At 60.8% G+C, this 13332-nt stretch carries 18 protein-coding genes; 7 read left to right on the top strand and 11 right to left on the bottom strand.

Features of this window, described 5'->3' with window-relative positions; translation table 11 throughout:
• Nucleotides 1-64: 64 nt before the first annotated feature.
• Entirely contained in the window at nucleotides 65-919 is an 855-nt protein-coding gene (gene rpoH, locus M2397_RS21565; protein WP_003176698.1) for an RNA polymerase sigma factor RpoH, read from the top strand.
• 46 nt (nucleotides 920-965) lie between these two features.
• On the opposite strand, the gene mtgA is transcribed toward rpoH, so the two are convergent.
• Nucleotides 966-1688 (bottom strand): monofunctional biosynthetic peptidoglycan transglycosylase, encoded by a 723-nt coding sequence (mtgA, locus tag M2397_RS21560; protein WP_259244368.1) that lies wholly within the window; start codon nucleotides 1686-1688, stop codon nucleotides 966-968.
• Nucleotides 1689-1762: 74 nt separating this feature from the next.
• On the opposite strand from mtgA, the gene M2397_RS21555 reads away from it, so the two are divergent.
• From M2397_RS21555 to trmB, 4 genes are all read left to right on the top strand, one after another.
• The gene (locus M2397_RS21555) at nucleotides 1763-2143 is read left to right on the top strand and encodes a DUF423 domain-containing protein (RefSeq protein ID WP_131697512.1); all 381 of its coding nucleotides are present in this window, start codon (nucleotides 1763-1765) and stop codon (nucleotides 2141-2143) included.
• 71 nt (nucleotides 2144-2214) lie between these two features.
• On the top strand, nucleotides 2215-2415 hold the full coding sequence (thiS, locus tag M2397_RS21550) for a sulfur carrier protein ThiS (RefSeq protein ID WP_163003275.1): 201 nt from the start codon (nucleotides 2215-2217) through the stop codon (nucleotides 2413-2415).
• Nucleotides 2416-2475: 60 nt separating this feature from the next.
• On the top strand, nucleotides 2476-3270 hold the full coding sequence (locus M2397_RS21545) for a thiazole synthase (RefSeq protein WP_131697510.1): 795 nt from the start codon (nucleotides 2476-2478) through the stop codon (nucleotides 3268-3270).
• Between the two features lie 9 nt (nucleotides 3271-3279).
• Nucleotides 3280-4005 carry a tRNA (guanosine(46)-N7)-methyltransferase TrmB gene (trmB, locus tag M2397_RS21540; protein ID WP_131697509.1) on the top strand — a complete coding sequence of 242 codons (726 nt, stop codon included), beginning with the start codon at nucleotides 3280-3282 and terminating at the stop codon, nucleotides 4003-4005.
• Between the two features lie 140 nt (nucleotides 4006-4145).
• Here the strand turns inward: trmB and M2397_RS21535 are convergent, their stop codons facing one another.
• The 9 genes from M2397_RS21535 to M2397_RS21495 form a co-directional block, all read right to left on the bottom strand.
• On the bottom strand, nucleotides 4146-4469 hold the full coding sequence (locus M2397_RS21535; protein ID WP_010207241.1) for a DUF3392 domain-containing protein: 324 nt from the start codon (nucleotides 4467-4469) through the stop codon (nucleotides 4146-4148).
• An 18-nt stretch (nucleotides 4470-4487) separates the two neighbouring features.
• A complete protein-coding gene (gene hemW / locus M2397_RS21530; protein ID WP_218571034.1) occupies nucleotides 4488-5627 on the bottom strand; it encodes a radical SAM family heme chaperone HemW in 1140 nt (379 codons plus the stop codon).
• Nucleotides 5628-5686: 59 nt separating this feature from the next.
• Nucleotides 5687-6283, bottom strand: a complete 597-nt coding sequence (gene rdgB, locus M2397_RS21525; protein WP_259244367.1) for an RdgB/HAM1 family non-canonical purine NTP pyrophosphatase — start codon at nucleotides 6281-6283, stop codon at nucleotides 5687-5689.
• Nucleotides 6280-6714, bottom strand: a complete 435-nt coding sequence (locus M2397_RS21520) for a DUF4426 domain-containing protein (RefSeq protein WP_027606095.1) — start codon at nucleotides 6712-6714, stop codon at nucleotides 6280-6282. The genes rdgB and M2397_RS21520 overlap by 4 nt, the downstream gene beginning before the upstream one ends.
• A gap of 21 nt (nucleotides 6715-6735) precedes the next feature.
• Complete coding sequence (gene metW, locus M2397_RS21515) at nucleotides 6736-7356, bottom strand: methionine biosynthesis protein MetW (RefSeq protein WP_017735309.1); 621 nt, start codon at nucleotides 7354-7356, stop codon at nucleotides 6736-6738.
• 7 nt (nucleotides 7357-7363) lie between these two features.
• Entirely contained in the window at nucleotides 7364-8503 is a 1140-nt protein-coding gene (locus tag M2397_RS21510; RefSeq protein WP_259244366.1) for a homoserine O-acetyltransferase, read from the bottom strand.
• A gap of 126 nt (nucleotides 8504-8629) precedes the next feature.
• Nucleotides 8630-9217 carry a YggT family protein gene (locus M2397_RS21505; protein ID WP_131697506.1) on the bottom strand — a complete coding sequence of 196 codons (588 nt, stop codon included), beginning with the start codon at nucleotides 9215-9217 and terminating at the stop codon, nucleotides 8630-8632.
• 25 nt (nucleotides 9218-9242) lie between these two features.
• Nucleotides 9243-10061, bottom strand: a complete 819-nt coding sequence (proC, locus tag M2397_RS21500) for a pyrroline-5-carboxylate reductase (protein ID WP_131697505.1) — start codon at nucleotides 10059-10061, stop codon at nucleotides 9243-9245.
• A 33-nt stretch (nucleotides 10062-10094) separates the two neighbouring features.
• Nucleotides 10095-10781 carry a YggS family pyridoxal phosphate-dependent enzyme gene (locus tag M2397_RS21495; protein WP_131697504.1) on the bottom strand — a complete coding sequence of 229 codons (687 nt, stop codon included), beginning with the start codon at nucleotides 10779-10781 and terminating at the stop codon, nucleotides 10095-10097.
• A gap of 57 nt (nucleotides 10782-10838) precedes the next feature.
• Here M2397_RS21495 and M2397_RS21490 point away from each other — a divergent pair, with 57 nt between their 5' ends.
• Nucleotides 10839-11873, top strand: a complete 1035-nt coding sequence (locus tag M2397_RS21490; RefSeq protein ID WP_131697503.1) for a type IV pilus twitching motility protein PilT — start codon at nucleotides 10839-10841, stop codon at nucleotides 11871-11873.
• 139 nt (nucleotides 11874-12012) lie between these two features.
• Here the strand turns inward: M2397_RS21490 and M2397_RS21485 are convergent, their stop codons facing one another.
• Nucleotides 12013-12651: a C40 family peptidase gene (locus M2397_RS21485; protein WP_167656788.1), complete on the bottom strand. Its 639-nt coding sequence runs from the start codon at nucleotides 12649-12651 to the stop codon at nucleotides 12013-12015.
• 250 nt (nucleotides 12652-12901) lie between these two features.
• Here M2397_RS21485 and M2397_RS21480 point away from each other — a divergent pair, with 250 nt between their 5' ends.
• On the top strand, nucleotides 12902-13330 hold the full coding sequence (locus tag M2397_RS21480; protein WP_131697501.1) for a TM2 domain-containing protein: 429 nt from the start codon (nucleotides 12902-12904) through the stop codon (nucleotides 13328-13330).
• The last annotated feature ends 2 nt before the right edge of the window (nucleotides 13331-13332 follow it).

The raw sequence follows: 13332 nt of genomic DNA, 5'->3' as shown, positions 1-13332 counted from the left end.
CGGTTCCCGGTCAATTTTCGCAGTGCTGAACTGCACGAGTTATGTGAGTCGGAGGTTTTTTCGTATGACCACTTCTTTGCAACCTGCTTATGCCTTGGTCCCGGGTGCGAACCTGGAAGCCTATGTGCACACGGTCAACAGCATTCCATTGCTGACCCCCGAGCAGGAGCGTGAACTGGCCGAGAGTCTCTACTATGAGCAGGATTTGGGGGCGGCTCGGCAGATGGTGCTCGCCCACCTGCGTTTTGTCGTACATATCGCCCGTAGCTATAGCGGCTACGGCCTGGCCCAGGCTGACCTGATCCAGGAAGGCAACGTCGGCCTTATGAAGGCTGTAAAGCGCTTCAACCCTGAGATGGGCGTGCGCCTGGTGTCGTTTGCCGTGCACTGGATCAAGGCGGAAATCCACGAGTTCATCCTGCGCAACTGGCGCATCGTGAAAGTCGCGACCACCAAGGCCCAGCGCAAGCTGTTCTTCAACCTGCGCAGCCAGAAAAAACGCCTGGCGTGGCTGAACAACGAGGAAGTCCACCGCGTGGCCGAAAGCCTCGGCGTGGAGCCCCGTGAAGTGCGCGAGATGGAAAGCCGCCTGACCGGCCATGACATGGCCTTCGACCCGGCCGCGGAAGCGGACGACGACAGCGCTTTCCAATCGCCGGCCAACTACCTGGAAGACCACCGGTACGACCCGGCGCGTCAACTGGAAGATGCCGACTGGAGCGACAACTCCAACCACAACCTGCACGAAGCGCTGGAAGTGCTGGACGACCGCAGCCGTGACATCCTCTACCAGCGCTGGCTGGCGGAAGAAAAAGCTACGCTGCACGACCTGGCACAGAAGTACAACGTGTCGGCCGAGCGGATTCGTCAGCTTGAAAAGAGCGCGATGAACAAGCTGAAACTATCCATCGCTGCTTAAAAGTGTGGGAGGGGGCAAGCCCCTCCCACATTTGTTTTGTGTTGTATCAGTCGGACCAAGGCGCTTTGCGAGAGTTGTTCAGTTCCGCCAGATAACCATCCCCACCCAGCTGGCTCATCTGCTGGCGAATCCACGCCGCTCGCCGCGCCACGTACGCGGTCGGATGACTGGCACTCCACACCCGAGGGTTAGGCAACACCGCCGCCAGGTAGCTGGCCTGCTGCCGGGACAATCCCTTGGCACTCACGCCAAAGTGATGTCGCGCAGCCGCTTGCGCGCCAAACACGCCTTCATCCCATTCCACGCTGTTGAGGTACACCTCAAGAATCCGCTGCTTGGGCCAAAACACCTCGATCAGCGCGGTAAACCAGGCCTCCAGGCCTTTGCGCAAATAACTGCGACCCGCCCACAGGAACAGGTTTTTCGACACCTGCTGGCTCAGCGTACTCGCGCCACGGATCGAACCGCCGCGTTCGTTGTGCAGGAGCGCCGCCTGGATGGCGCCGAAATCAAAGCCCCAATGCTGCGGGAAGCGCTGGTCTTCACCGGCCATCACCGCCACTTTCAGGTCGTCGGAGATTTCTTCCCACGGCACCCAGGTGCGTTGCAGGTCAATGGGTTCGCCGTCGAACCAGGATTCGACTTTGCGCTCCACCATCAATGCGGTGAAGGGCGGCGGGACGACACGGAACAGCAGCACCAGCAGAACACTGCCAATGGCAAACCATTTCACGACGTTGAGAAAGCGTTTGAAGAGGACACGCAGCATAGAGATGGCTTGGCCGAACCCGTTGAGCGGGCCATTATACAGACCCTGCCCAATGAGTCTGACTGGAGTTCCTCATGCTGCGTAGCTTTCTGATGCTGGCTGCCTTTTTCGGCTTCACCGGTGTCGCCCTCGGTGCGTTCGCCGCCCATGGCCTGAAAAGCCGCCTGAGCGCCGAGTACCTGGCGATCTTTCACACCGGCGTGACCTATCAGTTGGTGCACACCCTGGCGCTGTTCGGCGTAGCGCTGCTGCTGGCGCATATTCCGGGGCGCCTGGTGACGTGGGCAGGCGTGTCCTTTGTCGTCGGTATCCTGCTGTTCTCCGGCAGCCTGTACGTGTTGACCACCACGGGGATCAGCAAACTCGGCATCATCACGCCCTTCGGCGGATTGGCGTTCCTGCTGGGTTGGTTCTTCCTGGGCTTGGCTGCCTGGCGCTTGCAGCTGACCGCTTGACGCTTGGAGCTGACCTTCAGGTCCCAATCGAGCTAGAATGCTGGCCCCTAAAATCGATGGCGGCCCGTGGCATGCGCATTCAGTTGAACGGCGAATCCCTTGAACTGCCCGACGGTGAAACCGTTGCGGCCCTGCTGACCCGCCTGGACCTGACCGGGCGTCGCGTCGCAGTGGAACTCAACCTGGATATCGTCCCGCGTAGCCAGCATGCTGAGACCGCGCTCACCGACGGTGACCAGGTCGAAGTGGTCCACGCCATCGGCGGCGGCTAGTCCCGCACGTTTATGTAGCCCCGGATTCTGCAGAACCTCACCCCATTTCGAGGATTTCCCATGAGCATCGTTCGTAGCGACAAGCCCTTCGTCCTGGCCGGTCGTACCTACCAGTCCCGTCTGCTGGTCGGCACCGGCAAGTACCGCGACATGGAAGAAACCCGCCTGGCCATCGAAGCCTCGGGCGCCGAGATCGTGACCTTTGCCGTGCGCCGCACCAACCTCGGCCAGATCGAAGGCGAGCCGAACCTGCTCGAAGTGCTGTCGCCGGATCGCTACACCTTCCTGCCGAACACCGCCGGTTGCTACGACGCCGTCGAAGCCGTGCGCACCTGCCGCCTGGCCCGTGAACTGCTCGACGGCCACAACCTGGTGAAGCTGGAAGTGCTGGCCGATCAGAAAACCCTGTTCCCAAACGTGATCGAAACCCTCAAGGCCGCTGAAACCCTGGTCAAGGAAGGTTTCGACGTGATGGTCTACACCAGCGATGACCCGATCATCGCCCGCCAACTGGCCGAAATCGGCTGTATCGCCGTGATGCCACTGGCCGGCCTGATCGGTTCCGGGCTGGGCATCTGCAATCCGTACAACCTGCAGATCATCCTCGAAGAAGCCAAGATCCCGGTACTGGTGGACGCCGGTGTCGGTACCGCTTCCGACGCCACCATCGCCATGGAACTGGGCTGCGACGCGGTGCTGATGAACTCGGCCATCGCCCACGCCCAGCAACCGGTGCTGATGGCCGAAGCCATGAAACACGCCATCGTCGCCGGCCGCCTGGCCTACCTCGCCGGGCGCATGCCGAAAAAACTATACGCCAGCGCCTCTTCGCCGCTGGATGGTCTGATCAAGTAAGAGCCATTGATGACTGAATCAAACGAAACGCCGAACACCGTGGAAGAAGGCGACGAGTCCAAGCACCGCCGCATCAAGAGTTTTGTGATGCGCGCCGGCCGCATGACCGAAGGCCAGCAAAAAGGCCTGGAGCAAGGTACGCCGCTGTTCGTCCTGCCCCTGGCCGACGCGCCGGTGGACTATGACCAGGTGTTTGGTCGTTCGGCCCCGCGGTCCCTGGAAATCGGTTTTGGCATGGGGCACTCCCTGCTGGAAATGGCGGCGGCCTCGCCGGAACAGGATTTTATCGGCGTGGAAGTCCACCGCCCGGGTGTCGGCGCGCTGCTCAACGGCGTTCTGACTCAAGGCCTGACCAACCTGCGGGTTTATGACTGCGACGCGATCGAAGTGCTCAACCGCTGCATCGCCGACAACAGCCTCGACCGCCTGATGCTGTTTTTCCCCGATCCATGGCACAAGAGCCGTCACCACAAGCGCCGCATCGTCCAGGCCTCCTTCGCGGAGCTGGTGCGCAGCAAGCTGAAAGTCGGCGGTATCCTGCACATGGCCACCGATTGGGAACCGTACGCCGAATACATGCTGGAAGTGATGGACGTTGCCCCTGGCTACCGCAACCTGGCGGAAGACGGCAAATGCGTACCGCGCCCGGCCGAACGCCCGATCACCAAGTTCGAGCGTCGTGGCGAGCGACTCGGGCATGGGGTTTGGGATTTGAAGTTCGAGAAGCTGGCGTAACTCGCCACTGACTTGAAATGCAATTCAATGTGGGAGGGGGCTTGCCCCCGATAGCGGTGGATCAGTCACTTTGATGTCGACTGACCCTCAGCTATCGGGGGCAAGCCCCCTCCCACAGTTGTTTTGTGTTGGATTTGAGGTCAGCGGCGATCGGCGACTACGCCAATCAACACCAGCACCACCACCAGCACCGGCGCCAGGCTGTAGTTATTGAACTGGCTCAACCCCCGCACAATCCACGGCGTGGCGTAGATCAGCGCCGCACCGCTGCCGATCATGCACAGCAGGGCCATCAACGGTACGCGCAACGCGCCGGCAACGCTGCCCAGGCGTGCTTCGACCCAGCCCTTGATGTCGGCGCCAAACAGCACCAGCAAACAGCCCACAAGGGCCAGGGAGATTTCCGACAGGTTGCTGCGGCTCCAGCGGGATACGGTGGCGAGCAGGTCGAGTACCAAATCCATTCGATTTCCTTAGAGCGATCAGCTCAAAAACTTCTGCAACAGGTCATTGAGAAAGAGTTGCCCGCGATCAGTGGCCGCCAGGCGTGACGGTTCGACCTGCATTAAGCCACTTTGTTCTGCCTCGCGCCGCGCCTCGTCAAGGCTCGCCAGATCGAGGCCGGTGCGTTCGGCGTAGAGCGTGGCGTCGACGCCCTCGGTGAGGCGCAGGGCGTTCATCAGGAACTCGAACGGCAGCTCTTCGTTGGTCAGCTCCTTCGCCCCGGCCTGGAAGCTTTTGGCCGGGTTGAGGTAGTCCTTCGGTGCGCGGGTCTTCCAAGTGCGCACAATGCGCCCGTCGGGGTGGCTGAGCTTGCCGTGGGCGCCGGCGCCGATGCCGATAAAGTCGCCAAAGCTCCAGTAGTTGAGGTTATGTCGCGCCGGGCGCCCGGGTTGGGCGTAGGCCGACACTTCATATTGTGCGTAACCGTGTTCTGCCAGCAGCGCCTGGCCAGCTTCCTGGATGTCCCACAGGGTGTCGTCTTCCGGCAGCGCGGGCGGCTGGTTCCAGAACACGGTATTGGGTTCCAGGGTCAACTGGTACCAGGACAGGTGCGTCGGCTTCAGTGCGATGGCCTGGCGCAGGTCGCTCAACGCGTCCTCCAGGGACTGATCGGGCAAACCGTGCATCAGGTCCAGGTTGAAGTTATCGAACCCGGCCTGGCGTGCCATCCCGGCGGCGCGTACGGCCTCGTCGCCGTTGTGGATGCGACCCAGGGCCTCGAGCTTTTCCTGCTGGAAGCTCTGGATGCCGATGGACAGCCGATTGATCCCCAGCGTGCGGTAAGCGACGAACTTTTCTTGCTCGAAAGTACCGGGGTTGGCTTCCAGGGTGATCTCGATGTCGCCGGCAAACGGGATGCGTGCTTCCACGCCTTTGAGCAATCGGCCCAGCGCCGCAGCGCTGAACAGGCTTGGCGTGCCGCCGCCGAAGAAGATCGAGCTCAGTTCGCGCCCATACACCGCGTGCAGGTCCTGATCGAGGTCGGCCAGCAAGGCGTCGACATACTCTTCTTCCGGCAGCACCTTGCTGGCGGTGTGGGAGTTGAAGTCGCAGTAAGGGCATTTGCGCACGCACCACGGAATGTGGATATACAGCGCCAGGGGCGGCAGCACCGGCATGGCCGCCCGTGGTGTTTGCGCGCCACCGTGGATCAGCGGCTGCGCGGAGGTGTTCTGGGTCATTTCAAGCTCAGGCGTTGGCGCAGCAAATTCATTGCGCGGGCGCGGTGGCTGATCTGGTTCTTGTCGGCCGGGCTCAACTCAGCGCTGGAAACATTGCGTTCCGGAACCCAGAACAGCGGGTCATAACCAAAACCGTGCTCGCCACTGGCCGCATGCAGGATGCGCCCGTGCCACAGGCCTTCGCAGAGGATCGGCAGCGGATCATCGGCATGCCGCACCAAGGCCAGCACGCAGACGAACTGCGCGCCACGCATCGCGTCCGGCACATCCTTGAGGGCGTCCAGCAGCTTGGCATTGTTGGCCGCGTCGCCCTTGCCATCGGCATAACGCGCCGAGTAGATGCCCGGCGCGCCGCCGAGGAAGTCCACCGCCAGGCCAGAGTCATCGGCCAGCGCCGGAAGGCCCGAGATGCGTGCGGCATTGCGCGCCTTGAGGATGGCGTTCTCGACGAACGACAGGCCGGTCTCTTCCGGCTCCACCTGGCTGAACTCGCCGATCGAGCGCAACTGCACGGAGTCGCCGAGCATTGCCTGGAGTTCTTTGAGCTTGCCGGCGTTATGGCTGGCCAGTACGAGTTGAGTAAGGTTCATCATTCCGCCGGAAACAGTTCCTGGTTGAATTGGAAGCTATGGGCTTTGCCGCCGGTTTCAACATTGATGGTAAACGTCTTGTATTCCCGCTGTGTCACAGAGTACGGCGCGAGGTAATTAATCCCGCCTTTCTCGTCGATTTGCTTGAACGTCAAAATCTCGCTCTTGCCGCCCAGGTCCTTGATGGTGCCTGTCACCTGAGCTGCCACCGGGGTTACGCCCTTGATCACGGTCACATTGATCAAGCCTTTCTCCTTGCTGCGCACCACGCCAACTTTCTGGGCGGTTTCCGGCTGCAGGAAGCTGGAGGTGAAGGTGTTGTAATGAACGGTGATATCACCGAAGTCTTTCTTGCGATTAGCGTCGATAGTGTCCGCCGCCATGGCGCTGGCGCCGAGGCATGCAGTCAGTAGAAAAATGGCCAAGCGACTCATGATCGTCCCTCTTGAAAATGATTAGACGGCAATCTTGTGATCCGTCAGGCCAGGGCTGCTGACCCGGTAGATACCAATTTCGCCCAACAGATTGGGCCATAGCTTACTTGCCCAGCCGTGACGGTGCTGTTGATCGACGGCCAGGCGGTTGATCACCTTGGCTTCACGCTCACCACACAGGGCTTCGAAGTCTTCGAAAGTACAGAAGTGGATGTTCGGCGTGTTGTACCAGGTGTACGGCAGGAAATCCGAGACCGGCATACGGCCCTTGGTCGCCAGGTACCAGCGGCAGCGCCAGTGCCCGAAGTTGGGGAAGGTGATGATGCACTGGCGGCCCACGCGCAGCATTTCGTCGAGAATGCGGTCCGGGTAGTGCACCGCTTGCAGGGCCTGGGTCATCACCACGATGTCGAAACTGTTGCTGGCAAAGTTGCCCAGGCCCTTGTCCAGGTCCTGTTCGATCACGTTGATGCCCTTGGCCACGCACTGGGCGATATTGTCCGGGTCGTTTTCCAGGCCATAGCCGGTGACTTGCTTGTTGTCCCGCAGCCAGCTCAGCAGTTCGCCATCGCCGCAGCCCAGGTCAAGCACGCGGCTGCCGGCGGGGATCCAGTCTTGGATGATGTCCAGGTCGGCTCTCATGGCGTTCTCACAAAGTAATTCGGTTCATGTAGTTGCTGAACGCTTGCAGGTAACGCGGGATCGGGATCAGGAAGGCGTCATGGCCTTGCGGAGCGTCGATCTCCAGGTAGCAGACGTCTTTTTTCGCAGCCATCAAGGCATCCACCAGCTCTCGGGAGCGGGCCGGCGAGAAGCGCCAATCGGTGGTAAACGACATGACGCAGAACTTGGCCGTGGCGCCCTCGAAGGTTTTCGCCAGGTCGTCGTCATGGTTGGCTGCCGGGTCGAAGTAGTCCAGAGCCTTGGTCATCAGCAGGTAGGTGTTGGCGTCGAAACGCCCCGAGAACTCCTCGCCCTGATAACGCAGGTAGCTTTCCACCTGGAACTCGACGCTGTGGAAGTCGTAGTTGAGCTTCTCGCTCTTGAGGCCACGGCCGAATTTCTCGCCCATGGAGTCATCGGACAGGTAGGTGATATGCCCGACCATCCGTGCCAGCATCAAGCCGCGCTTGGGGATCACACCGGCTTCCTGGAACGAACCGCCGTGGAACTCGGGATCGGTGAGGATGGCCTGGCGCGCCACTTCGTTGAAGGCGATGTTCTGCGCCGACAATTTGGGGGCCGAGGCGATGGCCAGGCAATGGCGCACGCGATCCGGGTAGGTGATGGTCCATTGCAGGGCCTGCATGCCGCCCAGGCTGCCGCCGATCACGGCGGCCCATTGCTGGATGCCCAACAGGTCGGCGAGGCGTGCCTGGCTGTGCACCCAGTCTTCCACGGTGAGTACCGGGAAATCGGCGCCGAACGGCCTGCCGGTTTCCGGGTTGAGGCTGCTGGGGCCGGTGGAGCCGTTGCAACCACCGAGGTTATTCAGGCTGACCACAAAGAACTTATTGGTGTCGATGGGCTTGCCGGGGCCGATGCAACTGTCCCACCAGCCGGGCTTGCGCTCGTCAACGCTGTGGAAACCAGCGGCGTGATGATGGCCGGAGAGGGCGTGGCAGATCAGCACGGCGTTGCTCGCCGTGGCGTTCAGTTGGCCGTAGGTTTCATAAATCAGGTCATAGGCAGGCAGCGAACGACCACAGGCCAAGGCCAGCGGTTCGCTGAAGTGCGCCACTTGGGGCACGACCAGTCCAATAGAATCGGGGGGAAAGGCAGTTGGCATCGACCCTGCTCTCGTTTAAATGAGGCGTAAGTCTAAAGACCGATGCATCCAGCGGCAAGCAAAGGCCAAATGTGGGAGGGAGCAGGTCAAATCGTCCCACCACCCCCCCTGCATTTGCTCCGCCTGTCAGATCAGCCCGAACAGTAACTTGGGCATGTTCGCGAAGTCAGCCAGGTACGGGATTCCCCAGCCCTGTATCAGCTGGATCGCGATAAACGCGAAGATCGGCGAAATATCCAGGCCGCCGAGGTTGGGGACCCAGCGACGGAACGGCGCGAGCACCGGCTCGGTGATCTGAGACACCAGCTCGGCACCTGGGCTACGGCTACCCGGTGCGACCCAGGACAGGATCACGCTGATGATCATCGACCAGAAGATGATCTTCAAAAACAACGAGAAGAGCCCGATCAGTGCCCATGGCAACAGCAGCACGGTGTAAGGCAGGTAGCCTTTGAGCATCAGGACCAGCGCGAACAGCAGAATCTGCAGCAGCAATGCCAGTACCAGCGACGACATGTCCAGGCCGAACATGCTCGGGACCACCCGACGCAGGGGCTTGAGCAGCGGTTGCGTGGCCTTCACCACGAATTGGCACAGCGGGTTGTAGAAGTTTGCCCGCACCAATTGCAGGATAAAACGCATCAGCACGATCAGCAGGTACAGGCTGCCCAAGGTCTGGATGATGAAGATGACGGCGTCATTGAGTCCAAGCATCATTTATTCCTTCGTAGGGGTACGACTATTTGCCCAGCTGCTCGGCCATTTCAGCCGAACGATGTGCTGCGGCACCCAGTGCTTTTTCCACCAGGGCTTCAAAGCCCCCGGCCTGGAATGATTCGATGGCAGCCTGCGTGGTGCCGCCCGGGGAGGTGACGCGACGGCGCAACTCGGCAGCGTCCACCTCACTGGAGACGGCCATTTTCGCGGCGCCCAGGGCAGTTTGCTCGGCCAGTTGCTCAGCGACTTGCTGTGGCAGGCCGAGTTTTACGCCGGCGGCGGTCATGGCTTCGATCAGCAGGAAGAAGTAAGCCGGGCCGCTGCCCGAGACGGCGGTGACCGCGTCCAGTTGCTGCTCCTGTTCGAGCCACAGGGCAATGCCCACGGCGGACAGCAGTTCCAGGGCCTGGGCACGCTGTTCGGCGGTCACCTCGTGGGTGGCATACAAACCGCTCACGCCCTGGCGCAGCAGCGCCGGGGTGTTGGGCATGCAGCGTACGATCGGCTGGGCACCGAGCCAGTTGTTCATGCTGGCGCAGGTGATGCCGGCGGCGATCGACACCACCAGTTGGTGCGGCTGCAGGCTTGGGCGCAGGCTTTCGCACACAGCCTTCATGGCCTGTGGCTTGACCGCCAGCACGATCACATCGACACCTTGTATGGCTTCGGCGTTATCGGCGAAGGTTTCGATACCGTGCTCGGTGCTGACGCGGGCACGGGTCTCGGCGCCGGGGTCGCTGGCGCGGATCTGCGCGGCGTCCAGACCCTTGGCCCGCAGGCCACCGATCAGGCTGGCCGCCATGTTGCCGGCGCCGATAAAGGCAATACGCGTGTTGCTCATGACAGGTCCTTACTTAGATGGATGTCAGCCATTTCATGGCTGGCCGTAGTCGCGGGCGCCAAACAGGGCGGTACCGATCCGCACCCAGGTGGCGCCTTGGGCGATGGCCGACTCAAGGTCGTGGCTCATGCCCATGGAAAGAGTGTCGAGCGGCAGGTTCAGGCTGTTTTGCAGGTCGCGCACGCGGGCGAACGCTGCATCTTGCTCGGCCCGGTCTTCCGTCGGCTCGGGAATTGCCATCAAGCCCCGCAGCTTCAGGCGCGGCAGGGCGCTGATGGCATTGGCCAGGGCCGGCAGGTCGGCGGGTGTGCAGCCGGACTTGCTGGCTTCGCCACTGACATTGACCTGGATGCAGATATTCAGCGGCGGCAGGTCGGCCGGGCGTTGCTCGGACAGGCGTTGTGCAATTTTGAGGCGGTCCACGGAATGCACCCAGGCGAAGTGCTCGGCGATGGCACGAGTCTTGTTCGATTGAATGGGGCCGATGAAGTGCCAACTCAAGGGCAGGTCGGTTAATTCGGCCTGTTTGCCCAGGGCTTCCTGCAGATAGTTTTCGCCAAAATCACGCATCCCGGCGGCATAGGCTTCGCGCAGGGCTTGGGCGGGTTTGGTCTTGCTCACGGCCAGCAGGTGGATGCTGTGTGCGTCACGTTGCACGGCGTCGGCTGCGGCGCGGATGCGCTGGCTAACCTGGCCGATATTGTCTGCTATCGTCGACATTCAAGATGCGCCCGTGGATATGGAGTCCGCGGCATTCTACTGGAAATGGAAAGCCCTATGGATATCACTGAATTACTGGTGGCCGGCGTGCGTCGCGGCGCCTCCGACCTGCATTTGTCGGCCGGTGTGGCACCCATGCTGCGCATTGACGGTGAGGTCTGGCCGTTGGATTGGCCGGTGCTTTCACCCCCGCAAGTGGCGGATTTATTGAGCCCGCTGCTCAACCGCTACCAACAAAAGGATTTCGAAACATCTCTTGAAACGGATTTTGCCTTCGAGCTGCCAGGCGTGGCGCGGTTCCGGGCGAATGTGTTCCAGCAGGATCGCGGCATGGGTGCGGTGTTTCGCACCATCCCGGCCGAGGTCCAGAGCCTGGAAAACCTCGGCCTGGGGGAGGTGTTCCGGCGTATCGCCCTGCTTCCGCGCGGCCTGGTGCTGGTGACGGGCCCCACCGGCTCCGGCAAGTCCACTACCCTGGCGGCGATGATCGATTACCTCAATCAGCATCGGCGCCAGCACATCCTCACGCTGGAAGACCCCATCGAATTTATCCACACGCCGAAAATCGCCCTGATCAACCAGCGGCAGGTTCATCGCGACACCCATGGCTTTTCCACCGCGTTGCGCTCGGCGTTACGGGAAGATCCGGATGTGATCCTGGTGGGCGAGTTGCGCGACCTGGAAACCATCCGCCTGGCCCTGACGGCCGCTGAGACCGGACATCTGGTATTTGGCACCCTGCACACCACCTCGGCGGCAAAGACCGTGGACAGGCTGGTGGACGTGTTCCCTGCGGGGGAAAAGGCCATGGTCCGCTCGATGCTGTCGGAGTCGTTGCAGGCGGTGGTGTCTCAGGTACTGGTCAAGAAGGTTGGCGGCGGGCGGGTGGCGGCCCATGAAATCATGCTGGGTACGCCAGCCATTCGAAATTTGATCCGCGAGGACAAGGTGGCGCAGATAGTCTCGGCGATTCAGACCGGCGGTGCGCTGGGCATGAAGACGCTGGATATGAGCTTGAAGGCGTTGGTCACGGAAGGCGTGATCAGCGGGGAGGAGGCGCGGGAGAAGGCAAGGGTGCCTGGGGATATCTGAGGGTTTGTGGACGACACAAATCAAATGTGGGAGGGGGCTTGCCCCCGATAGCGGTGGATCAGTCAGCGTATCTGTACCTGACCCACTGCTATCGGGAGCAAGCCCCCTCCCACATTTACTGCTGCATTTCAGCTGAAGATCAGCGTTGCACGATCCGCAGGTTGCTGTTCTGCTCTTTCGGCAGAACCCGCTTGGCAATCACGTAGTTCTTGTTCCAGAACGGCTTTTTCAGCGTGTCGATACTGACCGACTTGCCACGACGTGGTGCGTGGATAAAGCGGTCGTTGCCCAGGTAAATGGCAACGTGGTTCACCTGGCGGCTCTTCAGTTTGAAGAACAACAGGTCACCCGGTTTCAGGTCCTTGCGATCAACCTTCTGCCCATGGCCGGCGGCCATGGCGTTGGAGGTGCGCGGCAGATCCACGGCGGCTACGTCGTTAAACGCATATTTCACCAGGCCACTGCAGTCGAACCCTTTACTTGGGCTGCTGCCGCCCCAACGATAAGGAGTACCCAGCACGTTTACGGCGCGGCTGAGGACGGTGCTGCTCTGCTTGGTGTTGACTGCCATCAGGCCTGGAACTGCCTTACCGTGGGCCTTGCTCAGTTGAGTCGGGCGGCTGATGGTCGGCTTTGCCGATTTGGCGGTGCTTGGCGTGCTGTGGACTTTAGGGGTGAAACCGTTGACGTTTGGAAGTCGTTGCTCACGATTGGTGGCGTGGGCGGCCAGTGGCATTAATAGGCAAATGGTTAGCCATGTCTTGAAAAATGGTCGCATTAGGCGTGGCTCTTATGGGTTTGCGCGCAACTTTATAACAGCTTTTTGTGTCGTTCTCAGGCCGTTTGTCGACTGAACCTTGGGGTCAAACTCAGGAAAAATGCGACGATTCGCCGCGATTGTCCTACACAAGTCAGGTGGCATAAGGCTTTCAGGGGAGGGAAGATATCATTTGCCGTACGTCGGGCGCCTGTAAAAAAGTCACAAAGAAAGTGAAAAAATTTATCTATCGAAGCAAATGAGGTACTCCATGAACACCTATCAACAGGTTGGTCCGCAGCAAGACACCCACAGCAAGGTGATCGGTTACCTGCTCTGGATTTTCGGGTTTACCGGGGCCCATCGCTTCTATTACGGCAAACCGGTGACCGGCACGATCTGGTTTTTCACCTTGGGTTTGCTTGGGATCGGCTGGCTGATCGACCTGTTCCTGATCCCGGCCATGGACCGAGAAGCGGACCTGCGTTTTACCGCTGGCCCTATCGAATACAACGTCGCTTGGATTCTGTTGGCGTTTCTGGGGGTATTCGGCGTGCACCGCATGTACCAGGGCAAATGGGTCACCGGACTGATCTACCTGCTGACCGGCGGTTTGTTCCTGGTGGGGGTGCTGTATGACTTCTGGACGTTGAATACCCAGGTTTCGATCCGCAATGCCGAGCGCAATGGCGGCCGGTAGAT

The sequence above is a fragment of the Pseudomonas sp. BIGb0381 genome (genome assembly GCF_024809815.1).
Classification (GTDB): domain Bacteria; phylum Pseudomonadota; class Gammaproteobacteria; order Pseudomonadales; family Pseudomonadaceae; genus Aquipseudomonas.
The sequence above is the reverse complement of the archived record's forward strand: the minus strand, read 5'-3'. Positions and strand labels throughout refer to the sequence as shown.